Here is a 14,915-nt window from a genome sequence, read left to right as displayed (position 1 = left end):
TCGAAACTCGTTCAGCTGGGAGCGGGGTGGCTGCGCGGGCGCCGGCCCCCGGAGGAGGCGCCCTCCGTGTTCGTGCCGGCCCGGCTGTCCAGCCCGGCGACCAGCCGGACGGCCTCATCGGCGACGTCCTCGTCCGCCACGACGTCGTACCGGCTGGGCTCGATCGAGCGGACCGATGCGAAGTCCCGGCGGCCGCCCTGGGCCGCGTGCAACAGCACGGCGAACAGCGCACCGACGACCGCTCCGAAGATCAGCCCGTACAGGGCGAGGAGCAGACCGGAGACGACCGGATCCAGCCAGTTCAGCAGCCCGAAGATCCAGCCGACGAGCACGCCGGGCAGCGCTCCGGTGGCTGCGCCGTGGAGAGCGGTGTCGCCATAACCCATTCGACCGATGACCTGTTCGACCAGGCGCATGTCCCGACCGATGATCGCGACCTTTTGAACGGGAAAGCCGTGGTCGGCGAGGTGATCGACCGCACGTTCGGCTTCCTGGTACGTGGAGTACGAGGCGAAGGCCCTGCGGGCCTGCTCGGTCATGGCCACTCCTTCCGCCGACGGACCGCCGAGCGGTCCCGACAGGCCCCAGAGTGGCTGTTCGCCCGGTCACCCCGCCTGCGCCCAGCGGGTCGAAAAGTGGCACCGGCGGTTGGTCTGCGAGGACAGGAGGCGGGACGAAGGCCCTTTCTCCCCGCTTGTGAGCGAACGGCCCCCGTCATCGGGCAGGTCGCCGTACCGCTCCGGCCCGGCGGTCCCGCGCACCGGCGCGGTGCGCGAGCGCGCCGACGTTACGGCAACCGCGGGACCCGACCTGGCGTGGCAGTCCCGCAGCCCGGCGTGCGCGGTGGCGTGTGGCAAGAATGGCGCCATGCGCATGGTGATCGCGGGTGGACACGGAAAGATCGCGCGCCGGCTGACCCGGCTGCTCTCGGCGCGCGGCGACCACGTCACAGGGCTGATCCGCAACCCGGAACACGCCGACGACCTGCGCGCGGACGGCGCGGAACCGGTGGTGTGCGATCTGGAGCACGTCTCGGTGGACGAGGTGACCGGCCACCTCCGCGGCGCCGACGCGGCACTGTTCGCCGCGGGCGCCGGACCGGGCAGCGGCGCGGCTCGCAAGCAGACGGTGGACCGGAACGCGGCCATCCTCCTCGCCGACGCGGCCGAGCGCGCCGGGGTACGCCGCTTCCTGGTGATCTCCGCGATGGGCGTGGACAGCCCGCCGCCGCCCGGCACGGACCCGGTGTTCGCCGCCTACTTGAAGGCCAAGGGCGAGGCGGACGCCGACATCGACTCGCGCCCGGGACTTGACTGGACGATTCTGCGCCCGGGGATGCTGACCGACGACCCCGGTAGCGGCCGCGTCCGGCTCGCCGAGCACACGGACCGCGGCCAGGTGCCCCGCGACGACGTGGCTGCGGTACTCGCCGCCCTGCTCCACGAGCCCAGGACCGCCGGGCGCATCCTCGAGCTGATCAGCGGGTCCACCCCGATCGAGGAGGCGGTGCGCGCCGTGGTCGGCGGCTGACGCCGCACTCCGCCCTCACCCGGGCGCGGGTGACTCCTCACGTCCAGGCGCCCCGATTCTGCTCGAACGGCCAGACCGCGGACGCCGCATCACGGCCTGAGAGGGGAGGATGGAGGTGAGCGAAGCGACGAAAGGAGGCCCGTCATGAAATCCCGGTCCCCTGATGACGACGCCTGGTACGCGCGCACACCCTCGCAGGCCGAGGGCGAGCGGGACGAGGCGAGTGAGCGCACCGCAACCGAACAGCACCCGGACGTCCCCCGGAGCGAGCCGTCCCAGGCGGAGGGCGAGCGGGACGACGACGCCTAGCCGGCGCCACTCGACGACACCGTCGCCGGGGGCGGGTGAGGGTGGTGCACTTTCCGGCACTGTCACCTGTTCCCGGCCCGCCTGCCGTCCAGCAGTCCGTGCAGGTGCGCGACGGCATTCCCGATGTCCGCGTACTTCTGCTGTCCGGCGCGCACCGCGGCGGAGAGCACACCGCAGCGGTGGACGCGCTCGAAGTCGCCGTAGGGGAACTTGTACCGGCCCTTGCTCTCCTCTCCCATCTCGTCGTCGATGCCCAGGTACCACCTGGCGTACTCGGTGAATCCATGCTCCTCGAGGTAGGCGTTCTCGTCCGCCGTCGAAGGCCGGTGCTCGCTCCAGTCGTCCCGGTCGTCCAGGACGATGCGGCCTTCTTCGGTCAGTTTCTTGGCGTGGCCGAACGCCGTCGCGTTCAGTTTCACTGTCATGCCGTTCACCGCCCGATCGGTTTGAAGTGGTGCCGCCGGCACCGCCCACTACGCGTACCCCGTCCAGCTCGTTCTGGCCGGCCAAGGCGACGCGAGCCCGCTGACTGCGGAACGAGCCGGCGTGGTCTCGAGCACTCCCCGGGGTGGCGGACCGGGTGGCTCCACGGCCTGCGTCCGGCGAGTCGGCCCCGAGAGAAAGGATCCTGGCATTTCGGGTATTCGGACCGTGAGCGGGTACGCGACATGCCGCTCGGTTCTCTGCTCTCCGAAGGCGTCGAGGGACGGAGTGATCCCATGGTCAGCAGGCGGGCGCACAGCCTGTACCGCCGCCCCTCCCACCGGAAGGGAAGCCTTGCACGGGGCGGCGTCGGGCGGCGCCCCACGTCCGCGCGCGGAGAGCCTCGTCCGCCCGCCCGCACCCCGGCCGGCCACGCCCACCTCGATCTGGTCGCGCTCTCCCGCGCCCTGTTCGGCGCTCCGGACGAAGTCGAGATCCTGCGCCTGGCCATGGACCACGTGGCCGCCGCGGGGCCGTACAGCGCCGAGGCCGGATACCTCCAGGTGGGCGGCGACCTGGTCCCCAGTCCGAGGAACGGCCAGACGCATGCCTCGGCCGTGGGCCGGAGGGTGCGGGAGCTGGCCGGGCAGGACGGTGAGGTGGCCTTCCCCGGCAGGCGCTGGGGCTGGGCCCTGGGGCTACGCGGACCTGCGGGACTCCACGGCTACCTCGTGGTCACGTCCCGCTCCCGGCCCACCGAGGCGCAGCGATCCCTGCTCGCCCTGCTCGTCCGGCACACCGCCGCCGCGCTGTCCGCCGCCGTCGCACACCGCCGCCAACGCGAGGACGCGCGGGAGCTGTGCCGGCTGCGGGAGGAACGCACACTCCTCCAGCGGCAGCTGATCTCCGTGATGGCTGAGCTGAGCTACGAGCGAGCCGTGCACGCTGTCATGGCAGACGTCGCCGCCTCGGGTGACGGCGTGGATGCTGTCACCCGAGCCCTGCACAGGCTCACTGGGCTTCCCGCGCTGGTCGAGGACCGGTTCGGCCGGCTGAGGTCCTGGTCCGGCCCCAGCCGCCCCGCCCCCTATCCCGAACCGGACCCCGTGCACCGGGACGAGATGCTGCACGCCGTCGCCCGTCAGACCGGGCCCGTGCGGATCAGGGACCGGCTGATCACCCTGATCCGCCCGCACGGCGAGATCCTGGGCGTGCTGGCCCTGGTCGATGCCGGGGACGAGGCCGACGAGCACACCGTGCTCGCGCTGGAACACGCCGCCGCGTCGCTCGCCGCGAAGCTGACGCACGTACGCGATCTGGCCGAGGTGGAGCTGAGACTGCACCGCGAGTTGACCGACGACCTTCTGGCAGGGACGGACGAGTCGAGCGCGTACGCCCGGTCCGAGGCAGTCGGACACGACCTGCACCGCATCCACTACATCGTCGTCGTGCAGTGGTCGAACCGGACCGCGGACGATCACTTCGCGCAGACCGTGAGCCGGGCGGCCGCTGCCGTGGGCATGCGCTCGCTGCTGACCCGACATGCCGACCACGTCGTCCTCATCGCCGACGACAGGCCGCACACCCGCGCGTTGTACGAGGAGCTCGCCCGCGAGACGGGGACACGGTCCGGGACGATCGGGGTGAGCGCCCCCTGCGACTCCGTCAACGACATCCCCCGCCACTACGAAGAGGCGCAGCGCGCCCTGGAGGTGCGCCGCCACTGCCGCGAGCGCTACGGCACGTCGTTCTTCGACGAGCTCGGCCTCTACCGCATCCTGGGACCCGGCAGCGACTACCGGGAACTCGAGGCATTCGTACAGGAGTGGCTCGGGCAGCTCATCGACTACGACTCCCGGCACCACGCGACCTTGGTGGAGACCCTGTCCCGGTACTTCGACTGCGGCGGCAACTACGACGAGACCGCCGACTCCCTCGCGATCCACCGCAGCACACTGCGCTACCGGCTCCAGCGCATCCGCGACATCAGTGGCAACGACCTCGCGGACGTCGAGGACCGGCTGAACCTCCAGGTGGCGACCCGAGTGTGGAGGATCGTGCTGGGCGGGCCAGGCTGACGCCTCGCTGGAACACAGGTGGCAGCGGGAGTGGGTGTGGGCACCGCCGTCCGTGCGCGGGCGCGGCCCGGGCCGGTGTGACAGGCTTGCAGGGGTCCGCGCCGTTCGTCGCACCACAGCAGCGAAGGAGGACCACACATGGATGAGCAGGAATTCGTCCGTACCGTCGCCGAGCGCACCGGACTGGGCCGGCAGGAGGCGGCGGACCTGACCCGGGCCACGCTCGAGACGCTGGCCCACAGGCTGAGTTCGGGGGAGGCCAGGGACCTGATCACCGAACTCCCCGAGGGCCTCGCGGAGGCGGTGCGCCGGGGAACCACGGACCGCATCGAGCGCTTCGGCCACGGCGACAGCGTGCGGCGCGTTGCCGAACGCACCATGCTCAAGGAGGAGGAAGCCGACCGGGGTGTGCGGACCGTACTGGCCGTGCTCCGGCAGGCGATCAGCGAGAAGGAGTTCAACGACCTGATGTCGCAACTCGGAACGGACTTCTCCGAGGCCGTCGAATCCGCCGAGTGAACCCGGATCCTTCGGCATGCCGACCGCGCCACGGCGCGTGAGTCCGTCCCGGGCACGTCCATCCGACGGCAGGTCGGCGCCCGGAGGCGGCCGGGCGTCACAGGGCGATGACGTGGAGATCGACCAGGTCGAGCAGCGCCCGCAGAGCGGCGCTGGGCCGCCGGGTCGACGACGTGCCGAGATGCATGCTCCAGCGGAGCATGGTGCCGTCGACGTCCAGGACGTGCAGGCCGGGGGTGCGGGCCACGGCGAACGCGGGCAGGAAGGCGATGCCCAGACCGTGCCGGACCAGTGCCGCCCCCATGTCGATGTCGGGCACTTCCAGTGCCACCCGGCGTACGACGCCGGCCGCCGCGAACGCCCGGTCGACCACCTCGCGGTTGCCGTAACCCGGCGGGAAGTCCACGAAGGGCTCCCCCGCGAGGTCCGCGAGCGCCACCTCTCCCCGCCGCGCGAGCGGATGGGCGGCGCTCACCACCAGGACGAGCGGCACGGTGGCCAGCTCCCGCGCGTCGATCCCGGCGGGCTTGCGTTCGGGGAGCGACAGGAAGGCCACGTCAAGGTCCCCGCCGAGCAGCGCGTGCGCCAGTCCCGCCGAGCCGGCCGTCGCCAGCCGCAGCCGGACGTCGATCGCCGGGTGCCGCGCGTGCAGCTGCCCGAGGAGCGCGGGCAGGTCCACCACCTCGACCGAGGCCATGGCGCCCACGTTCACCGTGCCGCGCACCGTGTCCTGTGCGGCGCGCACGGCGTCCTGGGCGGCCTGGGCGGCGTTCAGGGTGGCCCGCGCGTCCGGCAGCAGCGCGGCGCCCGCACCGGTGAGCCGGACCTGCTGCGACGTGCGCTCGAACAGCGCGCAGCCGAGCTCGCGCTCCAGTGAGCGGATCGCGGCGGACACCCCTGACTGCACCACGTGCAGCCGACGGGCGGCACGCGTGAAACTCAGCTCCTCGGCGACCGCGATGAAGTGCTCCAGCTGACGTAGCTCCACACCAGAAGTATCACTCACATTGCTGGAGCTCAGCAAAAACATTCGTTGGCATTGATGGTGGCTGGTGAGGAGGATGGAAAGTGTCATCCACCGCCACCCGAGGAGGGGTACCCCTGCCTGCCGTTCCGACGCCGCTGAGCCGTCCCACAGCCGACGCTCCCGGCGACCCGACCCCGACCACGACCCCGACCCCGACCCACCGGATCCCAGCACCCGCTCCCGCCGTCCTGTCGCCCCGTGGCCCGGCCCGGCGCCGTGCCTCGCACACCACCGGCTTCTGGTTCGTGGCGGTGGCCTTCACCGTGCTGATGGCCTTCGGCACCGCACCGACCCCGCTGTGGCCGCTGTACGAGGCGCGGGACCACTTCGGCGCGACCACGGTCACGGTGGCGTACGCCTCGATGGTCGTGGGCGCGGCGGCCGCCTTCCTGGGGCTGGGACACCTGTCGGACCGGCTCGGCAGGCGGCGCATCATCGTCCCGGCGCTGCTGGTCGGCATCGTCGCGTCGGTCGTCCTGATCGTGTGGCGGGACCTGCCGGGGCTGATCGCGGGCAGGGTCCTGAACGGTGCCGGACTGGGGCTGATGGCCTCGACCGCGACGACGTACCTGCACGACCTCCACCACGAGGTCCGTCCGGAACGCACGGGTTCGGTACTGCCCGGCATCGTGGCCACCGCCGCCAACCTCGGCGGCCTGGCCACGGGGCCCCTGGTCGCCGGAGCCGCCGCCGAGTGGCTTCCCGCGCCCCTGATCACCACGCAGGCGATCTTCACGCTCGCCATGGCGGTGTGCCTGGCGCTGGTGCTGTGCACCCCGGAGACCGTGGACCTGGAGTTGCCCGCGGTTCGACCGCCCAGCAGGTTCGTCCTGCGTCCCGGCGGCCGGCGGTCGTTCGGTGCGGCCGGCGCGCTGGGCGCCTTCGCCTTCGCGATCCTCGGCCTGATCTCCTCCCTCGGGGCGAGCGTGCTCCACGGCACCCTGCACACCGACTCGCACCTCGTGGTCGGCCTGGCGGCCTTCCTCATGTTCGGTTCCGCGGCGGCCGCCCAGCTGGTGCTGGGCCGCCTCCCACTGCCCCGGCTCCTGACCGTTGGGGCAGTGGTCTTCCCGGTCGGCCTGGTGCTGTGCGCCGTCGCCCTCTACCACCCGGCGCTCTGGCTCTACCTGGTCGCCGTTTCCCTCTCGGGAGCCGGCTCCGGGCTGCTGTTCAAGGGAGGAGTCGAACGTGCCGGTTCAGCGGCCGAGCCCGCCTCACGCGCGGGGGTCCTCGCCGTGTTCTTCGTCGTCGCGTACCTGGGAATGGGCCTGCCCTCCGTCCTGTTCAGCATCGCCCTGCGGCACTTCGCCGTGCAGACAGCGATGATCGGCTTCGCGGCGGTCCTCTCCTGCGGCGCCGTTGTGTCGGTGGTCGTCGCGCTGCGGGATCGCGCACCCGGTCCCGGCGAGCTCTCGGCGCAGTCCGCTCGTCCTTTCTGACCTCCGTGCAGCGCATCCGGCAACGGTTGTCTGGGAGCCGTGGGCCTGGGCACCCGGTGCAGACGCGTGTGACGCAGACCCGCGGCGGACAGGAGGCCTGAGATGTCTGCAGCATCGGCCAGAACCATCACGCTCCCCTCCAGTGAGGAGATCGCGGCGCTCGGGCAGGGCACCTGGTACCTGGGGGAGGACCCGGCCCGGCGTGAACAGGAGATCGCGGCGCTGCGGCTGGGCGTGGACCTGGGCATGACCGTCGTCGACACGGCGGAGATGTACGGCGACGGCGCGGCCGAGGAACTCGTCGGGGAGGCCGTCCGGGGACGCCGGGAGGAGGTCTTCCTCGTCAGCAAGGTGCTGCCCGGCCACGCCGACCGGAAGGGCACCGTCGCCGCCTGCGAGGACAGCCTGCGGCGGCTCGGTACGGAACTCCTGGACCTGTACCTGCTGCACTGGCGGGGACGGTGGCCGCTCGAGGAGACCCTTGCGGGATTCGCCGACCTGATGGAGGCGGGGAAGATCCGTTCCTGGGGGGTGAGCAACCTGGACGTCGCCGACATGGCCGAGTTGACCACCCTCCCCGGTGGCGACGCCGCAGCCGTCGACCAGGTGCTGTACAACCTCTCCCGGCGCGGCATCGAGTGGGATCTGCTCCCCTGGTGCCGCCAGGCCGGGGTGACGGTCATGGCCTATTCCCCTGTCGAGCAGGGGCGGATCCTGGAGGCCGAGGCGCTGGATGCCGTGGCCCGGGCCCTCGGAGCGACGCCGGCCCAGGTGGCACTCGCCTGGGTGCTGGAACAGGGGGTCGCCGCGATCCCGCGTTCCGGATCACCCGACCACGTCCGGGAGAACCGCGGCGCAGCGGACCTCCGCCTTCCCCCCGAGGCGCTCGACGCCCTCGACGAGGCGTTCCCGCCGCCCGGCGGGCCCACGCCCCTGGAGATGCTCTGAAGGAGTTGACAGCATGACGCGGCCGCTCGTCGTCGGAATGGGAGGCTCGCTGCGCACGCCCTCGACCAGCCTCACCGCACTGCGTGTAGCGGTCGAGGGGGCGGCCGATGCGGGCGCCGGCACCCTGGTGCTCGACCTCAAGCGGCTGGCTCTCCCGTTCTACACGTCCGAGCACGGGATCCCCGCGTCCGCCCGCCGGCTTGCGGACACCGTTCAGGCCGCCGACGCCCTGCTCTGGAGCAGCCCGACCTACCACGGGTCGGTCAGCGGCGCGTTCAAGAACGCGGTGGACTGGCTCGCCCTCCTGGCCGACCACGACCCTCCCTACCTCAGCAACAAACCCGTGGGGATGCTGACGACCGCCGGTGGAGTGCAGGGCCTGCAGGCGATCAACGCGATGGAGTTCATCGTGCGGTCGCTGCGCGGCTGGGCCGTGCCGCTGGTGTTCGCGGTCCCGCGGTCCTCCAGGGTTTTCGACGGCGACGGACGCCTCACCGACCAGGCGGTCGCGGACCAGTTGCGCGGCCTCGGCGCGGAGGTGACCAGGGCGGCCCTGCAGTTCCGGGCGGAGGGCACGTGCGACTACGCGCAGGAGCCGCCTTCCGGGGCCGTGCGGTACTGAGCGCGGCCCTGACCCGCAGGCCCTTGTCGCAGGCCCCTGACCCGCAGGCCCCTGACCCGCAGGCCCCTGTCACGCAGATGTGCCGGGATCGTGCTTCCTCAGCGCCCGGTCCGCTCCACGGGCCTCCGGTGCTCCCCGCGCGCCCCGGGGCGCCCGGGCGGGAAGTGCGGCAGCACGTGTTCGGCCAGTTCGTCGATCACTTCGGCGACCGGACGGCGGCTGTGCTTGAAGTTGATCATCAGCTGGTCGATGCCGATGTCCTGCCAGGCCCGCATCATCGCCAGCAACGACACCCGGCCCACCGAGAAGCCCTGGTGGATGCGGCGGGGCAGGGCCAGCGGATCCTCGGTCAGATCCAGATAGGTGGCCTGCGCGTACGGCTTGAACCCACCGCCGTCGCCCCGGGTCAGCTCCCGCCACCGCTCGATGTTCTCGGCCTGTTGCTGGAGCGGCGGGGTGTAGTAGAGCCAGCCGTCCGTGTTCTCGGCGATCCACCGGACGTCCTGCCTGCCGCGTCCCGTCATCAGTACGGGGATCCGCCGGTACACCGGCTTGGGCAGCAGGTCGGTGCCCCGCATCCGGCCGAGCGGCGACTCCACCTGCGGGAAACGGTGCTCAAGGACGATACGGAAGTACTCCAGCGACTGCCGGAACCTCTCGGCCCGGACGCCCAGGTCCTGGCCGAAGGCCGGGAACTCCACGGGCCGGTCACCGGTGGCCACCCCGAGCAGGAGCCGTCCCCCTGACAGCCGGTCCACCGTGGCGGCCGCCTTGGCGGTGTGCAACGGATGCCGCAGCGGCATGACGATGCTGGCGGTCCCCAGGGTGATCGAGGTGGTGCGGGCACTGAGCTGCCCCAGGTACACCCACGGGTCGAAGACCTGCCCGGCGTCCCCGAAACCCGGGTCCAGCAGCGGCACGTCACGGACCCACACCGAGGCGAAGCCGGCCCGCTCGGCCTGCTGGATCCGCTCGATGTGCCCGGCCAGGGACGGCACGGGCCCGTCGAAGCCCTCCAGGGGCGTGATGGCGCCCACGGTCATCCGGCCGCCGGGATACGCCCTGGCCATGGCCGCGTGCTCGGAGAACGGCCGCTGCGCCCCGCCTTCGACGTCCACGGGTGCGCCGGCTGAGGGAACTGTCGACCGTGTCATGCGATCCTCCGGCGGTTTCATGCCGAGTCCGAGCCTGCGCGCCGTGTGGCGGGACGTGGAGACGAACATGGTGCTGTAGGGGGAGGGAACGGGGAGGTGGTGGTGCGCCGGTGGGCGTCGCGGAGGAACAGCCCCTGCGGTACGCCGGTCACGTTTCCTGCTAGCCCGGGGCGCCGACGACGGCCTCGAAGTCCCGGGGCAGCTGGGACAGCACGTGGCGGAACTCGCCGTCGCTGACCGCGTCCCTCAGGGTGCTCAGCTCCGCCCGTACGCCCTCGCGGGCCTCGTCCGGGCTCACCCCTGCTCGCCTGCTCACCCGATGGATGAACTCGTCGAGTCCGAAGGGCTCGGCCTCCGGAGTGGGAGAGACCAGCGGTTCCTTCAGCTGCTTGGGCAGTTCGGACGCGAGGTCCTCCGCCTCACCCCTGGTGAGCCGCTCGGCCAGCGTTTCCAGGGTGGCACGGGTGAGGGGCTCCGCCTTCTCCGGCGGGACGGGGGCGCGCCGGGTGATGGTGTCGAGGAAGGTCTTGTAATCCATGAGCCGTTCCCTCTCTGAAGCTCTGCAACTGCCTGGCGTGGGACCTGAGGCAGGCCCCGGAGGCCGCGTCGTGCGAGTGGGGGTGGTGGCCTGACACGCGTCCCGGTACGTGCGTGTCACCAGTGGCCCTTTCCATGCTCCGGATGCGGGCCCCTTCCGGCCTGCTCCCGGCGGGCGGAAAAGCGGCCGGCTCCATGGACCTCCGAGCACAAGTGCGGAGGCCTCCGCCACGGGACACGTGCGGACGGCCTCCGCCACGGGAAGGGGCACACCGGCGCCGGACGGGCGTCAGGGCGCCGTGCCTGTGGGCGCGGTCGACTTTCCCGCCGTCGCGTTTCCGGTTCCCCGCCGTCGCGTTTCCGGTCGGCCCGTTCGGCGTCGGGAGCGGTGGCCGATCTGCTGGGCGCCGGCTTGTCGAGGGGCCCGGTGGAGCCCTCTCATGCTGCTCTGCCAGGGCAGGAGGGGGCGCCCCTTTTCGGCCTGGAGTGCGGAGGCGCTCAGCAGGGGGCTCTGCGAATCTCGACCGGGTACAGCCGATGGCGACGCCGGCGGGAGCGAAGGACGCCGGCCGGTTTCCCGTGAGGAGGCGAGAGGCATGGCCGTGATGGGTGTGTCGAAGTTCGAGAGGTTCTTCCGCGCCGCCGCGGGCCTCGACGTGGACAAGAACGACCTGAAGCGGTACGGCGACTTCGTCGACGCCAAGCTCTACGACCTCCTGGTCGTCGGGCAGGCATCGGCCAAGGCCAACGGCCGGGACACCCTCGAACCGTGGGACCTGCCGATCACCAAGGGCCTCCAGGAGAGCATTCACCGGTTCCGGCGGCTCGACGAGGAGGTCGAGCTGAAGCCGATCCTGGAACAGCTGGCCGCGCACCCTCCCCTCGACAGGACACCCACCGAGCAGACCGAAGAGCGCTACCCCGAGATCATCGGCGGTCTCAGCGTCGCCCTCGCCGAGACGTTCAAGATCATGTATCCGGACATCAAGAACCCGCAGACCAGCCACTGGGACGGCGTGACCGCGGTGTTCGACCGGCTGCTTTAGCGGTCGCGCTCGCGGCCTGCAACCAGCGACTCGTGAAGGGAGCCTTGACCATGGCACAGGAACTCCGGGGGATGCGGGTGGGGATTCTGGCCACCGACGGGGTCGAGCGTGTGGAACTCGACCAGCCGCGCGGTGCGCTGGAGGGCGCCGGGGCGAAGACCGAGATCGTCTCGCTCCACCACGGCGAGATCCAGGCCCGCCAGTTCGACCTCAACGCGGCCGGAACCTTCCCGGTGGACCGCCTGGTCGCCGACGCCTCCGTCGGCGACTATGACGCGCTGCTCCTGCCCGGCGGCACCATGAACCCCGACCAGCTGCGCATGGACCGCGACACGGTGCAGTTCGTCAAGGACTTCATGGCCAGCGGGAAACCGGTCGCATCGATCTGCCACGGCCCGTGGACCCTGGCGGAAGCCGACGCCGTGCGCGGCCGCCGCCTGACGTCCTGGCCCAGCATCCGCACCGACCTGCGCAACGCCGGCGCGGAGGTGGTCGCCGACGAGGAGGTGGTCGTCGACGGACAGCTGATCACCAGCCGCAGCCCGGCCGACCTGCCGGCCTTCTGCGCCGCCATCGTGGAACAGTTCGCCCGGGCGCACCACCCCATGCCCGGCTGACCCGGCAGTCCGTTCGCGGGCGCCGCACAAGTCCGGCTGACCGGTGCTCAACCCCTCGCGTTGTCGTCAGGAGCGCGCGAGCCGGGCCGCGAGATAGGGCGCGGTGGCGCTGCGCCGGGTTCTTGCCACCTTGGCCGGCGGGCCTGCCGCGACCACCCGCCCGCCCGCGTCGCCGCCGCCCGGACCGAGGTCGATGACCCAGTCGGCGGTGGCGACCGTGTCCAGGTCGTGCTCGACGAGGACGACCGTGTTGCCGGCGTCGACGAGCCGGTGCAGCTGTCGCAGCAGCAGCGCGATGTCCGAGGGGTGCAGCCCCGCCGTCGGCTCGTCGAGCAGGTAGAGCGCGTGCCCGCGCCGGGCCCGCTGCAGTTCGGTGGCCAGCTTGATGCGCTGCGCCTCCCCGCCGCTGAGTTCCGTCGCGGGCTGGCCCAGCCTCAGGTACCCCAGCCCCACCTCGCGCAACGTCTCCAGACTGCGGGAGGCGGCCGGGACGTCGGACAGGAACTCGGCGGCGGCGTCGACGGACATCGCCAGTACGTCCGCGATGTTCTTGCCGCGGTAGGTGACTTCCAGCGTCTCGGCGTTGTAGCGGGCGCCTTCGCAGGTCGGGCACGGCGCGTAGGTGCCGGGCAGGAACAGCAGTTCCACCGCGACGAAGCCCTCGCCCTGGCAGGTCTCGCACCGGCCCTCGGGCACGTTGAAGGAGAACCGCCCGGCCGGGTAGCCGCGCGCCCTGGCCTCGTCCGTCGCCGCGTACAGCTTGCGCACCGCGTCGAACATCCCGGTGTACGTGGCCAGGTTGGACCGGGGGGTGCGGCCGATGGGCCTTTGGTCGACCAGGACCAGCCGGTCGAACGACTCGACCCCCGACGCGTCCTGGACGTCGACCTCCAGCTGCGCCTCGTCGGGCTCCTCGGGCGCGAGTCCGAGGTGGCCGCGGACGACCTCGGCGAGCACCTGCGTCACCAGCGTCGACTTTCCGGAACCGGACACGCCCGTCACCGCCGTCAGCACGCACAGCGGGACGTCGACGGACACGTCGTGCAGGTTGTGGCGGGAGACGCCGCGCAGGTGCAGCCACCCGTGCGGCGTCCGCGGGCGGTGGTCGAGCGGCTGGGCGCGCCCGAACAGGTACCGGCTCGTGGCCGACTCCTCGACCCGCTCGAGACCGGCGACCGGGCCGCTGTACAGCACCCGTCCGCCGCCCTCGCCCGCACCGGGGCCGATGTCGACCACCCAGTCCGCCCGCCGTACGACGTCCATGTCGTGCTCCACGACGAACAGCGAGTTGCCCGCCGCCTTGAGGCGGTCCAGCACGTCCAGCAGCGGTTCCGCGTCGGCCGGGTGCAGGCCCGCGGAGGGTTCGTCGAGGACGTAGACGACGCCGAACAGCCCCGAGCGCAGCTGGGTGGCGATCCGCAGGCGCTGCGCCTCGCCGGGCGACAGGGTCGTCGAGCGGCGCCCGAGGCCGAGATACCCGAGGCCCAGGTCGAGCAGTACGTCGATGCGCGCGACCAGGTCGCCGCAGATCCGGACCGCGACCTCGGTCGTCTCCCCGGACCGGGCGGTGGACGTGGTGGCGTCGGCCCCGGACCGCCCCGCGACGGGCCGCAGCAGCGCCACGACCCCGGTGAGCGGCATCGCGTTGATCTCGGCGATGGAACGTCCGGCGAAGGTCACGGCGAGCGCCTCGGGCCGCAGTCCGCTGCCGTGGCACTCGGGGCAGGGCACACTCCTGACGAACCGGAGCGCCCGTTCGCGCATCTTCTCGCTCTTGGAGTCGGCGAGGACGTGCATGACGTGCTTGCGGGCGCTCCAGAACTTTCCCTGGTAGCCGTAGTCGATGCGGTCCTCCTCCGGCTCGATGTACACGGAGGGCTGCTCGTCCGTGTACAGCAGCCAGTCCCGGTCCTTCTTCCTGAGCCTGCGCCACGGCCGGTCGATGTCGATCCCCAGGTTGCTCACGACGCTGCGCAGGTTGGCGCCCTGCCAGGCGCCGGGCCACGCGGCGATCGCCCCCTCGCGGATGCTCAGCGAGGGGTCCGGGACGAGCAGGTCCTCGGCGACGTCGTGCACGACGCCCAGCCCGTGGCACTCCGGGCAGGCGCCGGCCGGGGTGTTGGGTGAGAACGACTCGGCGTCCAGCCGGGCGGCCCCGGGCGGATAGGTGCCGGCGCGGGAGTACAGGATGCGCAGCAGATTGGACAGCGTGGTGAGGGTGCCGACCGTCGAGCGCGAACTGGGCGCCCCGCGTCGCTGCTGCAGGGCCACGGCCGGTGGCAGGCCGGTGATCTCCTGCACGTGCGGTGCGCCGACCTGTTGCAACAGCCTTCGGGCGTACGGTGCCACGGACTCGAAGTAGCGCCGCTGGGCCTCCGCGTAGAGCGTGCCGAACGCCAGCGAGGACTTGCCCGAACCGGAGACGCCGGTGAAGGCGACCATCGCGTCCCGCGGAACGTCGACATCGATGTTGCGCAGGTTGTTCTCACCGGCGCCCCGGACATGCACGAAGGGGTCGGTCGCGTCCTTGTTCACCGTTCCTGACTACCTGATCGTGCCGGGAACCGCGCGACAGACGCCGTCACCGGGCCTGTCACCGGGCCCCGCTCGCACGAGTGCCGACGTCCGGCGGCGCACGCAACCACCTGCGGGCAGGGGCCAGCGTG

General features: G+C 71.9%; 15 protein-coding genes. 9 read left to right on the top strand and 6 right to left on the bottom strand.

All coding sequences use genetic code 11. The annotated features are described in order from the left end of the window. Positions 1-11 precede the first annotated feature (11 nt). A complete protein-coding gene (locus ACZ63F_RS20450) occupies positions 12-539 on the bottom strand; it encodes a YflT domain-containing protein (protein ID WP_469712692.1) in 528 nt (175 codons plus the stop codon). 328 nt (positions 540-867) lie between these two features. Between ACZ63F_RS20450 and ACZ63F_RS20445 the strand changes: the two genes are divergently transcribed. After that, positions 868-1,530, top strand: a complete 663-nt coding sequence (locus ACZ63F_RS20445) for an SDR family oxidoreductase (RefSeq protein ID WP_469712690.1) — start codon at positions 868-870, stop codon at positions 1,528-1,530. A 144-nt stretch (positions 1,531-1,674) separates the two neighbouring features. Next, positions 1,675-1,839, top strand: coding sequence for a hypothetical protein (locus ACZ63F_RS20440; protein ID WP_469712688.1), 165 nt, complete (start codon positions 1,675-1,677; stop codon positions 1,837-1,839). Positions 1,840-1,901: 62 nt separating this feature from the next. Here the strand turns inward: ACZ63F_RS20440 and ACZ63F_RS20435 are convergent, their stop codons facing one another. After that, complete coding sequence (locus ACZ63F_RS20435; RefSeq protein WP_469712687.1) at positions 1,902-2,264, bottom strand: hypothetical protein; 363 nt, start codon at positions 2,262-2,264, stop codon at positions 1,902-1,904. A 294-nt stretch (positions 2,265-2,558) separates the two neighbouring features. Between ACZ63F_RS20435 and ACZ63F_RS20430 the strand changes: the two genes are divergently transcribed. After that, on the top strand, positions 2,559-4,340 hold the full coding sequence (locus tag ACZ63F_RS20430; RefSeq protein WP_469712685.1) for a PucR family transcriptional regulator: 1,782 nt from the start codon (positions 2,559-2,561) through the stop codon (positions 4,338-4,340). Positions 4,341-4,478: 138 nt separating this feature from the next. Beyond that, on the top strand, positions 4,479-4,859 hold the full coding sequence (locus tag ACZ63F_RS20425) for a DUF2267 domain-containing protein (RefSeq protein ID WP_469712684.1): 381 nt from the start codon (positions 4,479-4,481) through the stop codon (positions 4,857-4,859). 97 nt (positions 4,860-4,956) lie between these two features. On the opposite strand, the gene ACZ63F_RS20420 is transcribed toward ACZ63F_RS20425, so the two are convergent. Further along, positions 4,957-5,847: a LysR family transcriptional regulator gene (locus ACZ63F_RS20420; RefSeq protein ID WP_469712682.1), complete on the bottom strand. Its 891-nt coding sequence runs from the start codon at positions 5,845-5,847 to the stop codon at positions 4,957-4,959. Positions 5,848-5,927: 80 nt separating this feature from the next. Between ACZ63F_RS20420 and ACZ63F_RS20415 the strand changes: the two genes are divergently transcribed. The 3 genes from ACZ63F_RS20415 to ACZ63F_RS20405 all read left to right on the top strand — a co-directional run bounded on the left by ACZ63F_RS20415 (position 5,928) and on the right by ACZ63F_RS20405 (position 8,895). Further along, a complete protein-coding gene (locus tag ACZ63F_RS20415; RefSeq protein WP_469712681.1) occupies positions 5,928-7,325 on the top strand; it encodes an MFS transporter in 1,398 nt (465 codons plus the stop codon). 102 nt (positions 7,326-7,427) lie between these two features. Next, positions 7,428-8,273 carry an aldo/keto reductase gene (locus tag ACZ63F_RS20410; protein ID WP_469712679.1) on the top strand — a complete coding sequence of 282 codons (846 nt, stop codon included), beginning with the start codon at positions 7,428-7,430 and terminating at the stop codon, positions 8,271-8,273. A gap of 13 nt (positions 8,274-8,286) precedes the next feature. Continuing rightward, a complete protein-coding gene (locus ACZ63F_RS20405) occupies positions 8,287-8,895 on the top strand; it encodes an NADPH-dependent FMN reductase (RefSeq protein ID WP_469712678.1) in 609 nt (202 codons plus the stop codon). A gap of 98 nt (positions 8,896-8,993) precedes the next feature. Here ACZ63F_RS20405 and ACZ63F_RS20400 read toward each other — a convergent pair whose 3' ends face one another. Continuing rightward, the gene (locus ACZ63F_RS20400; protein WP_469712677.1) at positions 8,994-10,049 is read right to left on the bottom strand and encodes an LLM class oxidoreductase; all 1,056 of its coding nucleotides are present in this window, start codon (positions 10,047-10,049) and stop codon (positions 8,994-8,996) included. A gap of 160 nt (positions 10,050-10,209) precedes the next feature. Beyond that, positions 10,210-10,587 carry a DUF2267 domain-containing protein gene (locus ACZ63F_RS20395; RefSeq protein ID WP_469712675.1) on the bottom strand — a complete coding sequence of 126 codons (378 nt, stop codon included), beginning with the start codon at positions 10,585-10,587 and terminating at the stop codon, positions 10,210-10,212. Between the two features lie 595 nt (positions 10,588-11,182). Between ACZ63F_RS20395 and ACZ63F_RS20390 the strand changes: the two genes are divergently transcribed. Beyond that, positions 11,183-11,632 carry a DUF1931 family protein gene (locus tag ACZ63F_RS20390; protein ID WP_469712672.1) on the top strand — a complete coding sequence of 150 codons (450 nt, stop codon included), beginning with the start codon at positions 11,183-11,185 and terminating at the stop codon, positions 11,630-11,632. A gap of 50 nt (positions 11,633-11,682) precedes the next feature. Then, on the top strand, positions 11,683-12,249 hold the full coding sequence (locus ACZ63F_RS20385; protein WP_469712670.1) for a type 1 glutamine amidotransferase domain-containing protein: 567 nt from the start codon (positions 11,683-11,685) through the stop codon (positions 12,247-12,249). Positions 12,250-12,315: 66 nt separating this feature from the next. On the opposite strand, the gene uvrA is transcribed toward ACZ63F_RS20385, so the two are convergent. Beyond that, positions 12,316-14,784, bottom strand: a complete 2,469-nt coding sequence (gene uvrA, locus ACZ63F_RS20380) for an excinuclease ABC subunit UvrA (protein ID WP_469712668.1) — start codon at positions 14,782-14,784, stop codon at positions 12,316-12,318. Between the last annotated feature and the right edge of the window lie 131 nt (positions 14,785-14,915).

This window comes from Streptomyces sp. NPDC104761 (genome assembly GCF_055583445.1).
This window is presented reverse-complemented; position numbering and strand designations above follow the sequence as displayed.

Coding starts and splice junctions, on each gene's coding strand:
- ACZ63F_RS20450 (WP_469712692.1), bottom strand. CDS start 539: ATGACCGAGCAGGCCCGCAGGGCCTTCGCCTCGTACTCCACGTACCAG.
- ACZ63F_RS20445 (WP_469712690.1), top strand. CDS start 868: ATGCGCATGGTGATCGCGGGTGGACACGGAAAGATCGCGCGCCGGCTG.
- ACZ63F_RS20440 (WP_469712688.1), top strand. CDS start 1,675: ATGAAATCCCGGTCCCCTGATGACGACGCCTGGTACGCGCGCACACCC.
- ACZ63F_RS20435 (WP_469712687.1), bottom strand. CDS start 2,264: ATGACAGTGAAACTGAACGCGACGGCGTTCGGCCACGCCAAGAAACTG.
- ACZ63F_RS20430 (WP_469712685.1), top strand. CDS start 2,559: ATGGTCAGCAGGCGGGCGCACAGCCTGTACCGCCGCCCCTCCCACCGG.
- ACZ63F_RS20425 (WP_469712684.1), top strand. CDS start 4,479: ATGGATGAGCAGGAATTCGTCCGTACCGTCGCCGAGCGCACCGGACTG.
- ACZ63F_RS20410 (WP_469712679.1), top strand. CDS start 7,428: ATGTCTGCAGCATCGGCCAGAACCATCACGCTCCCCTCCAGTGAGGAG.
- ACZ63F_RS20405 (WP_469712678.1), top strand. CDS start 8,287: ATGACGCGGCCGCTCGTCGTCGGAATGGGAGGCTCGCTGCGCACGCCC.
- ACZ63F_RS20400 (WP_469712677.1), bottom strand. CDS start 10,049: ATGACACGGTCGACAGTTCCCTCAGCCGGCGCACCCGTGGACGTCGAA.
- ACZ63F_RS20395 (WP_469712675.1), bottom strand. CDS start 10,587: ATGGATTACAAGACCTTCCTCGACACCATCACCCGGCGCGCCCCCGTC.
- ACZ63F_RS20390 (WP_469712672.1), top strand. CDS start 11,183: ATGGCCGTGATGGGTGTGTCGAAGTTCGAGAGGTTCTTCCGCGCCGCC.
- ACZ63F_RS20385 (WP_469712670.1), top strand. CDS start 11,683: ATGGCACAGGAACTCCGGGGGATGCGGGTGGGGATTCTGGCCACCGAC.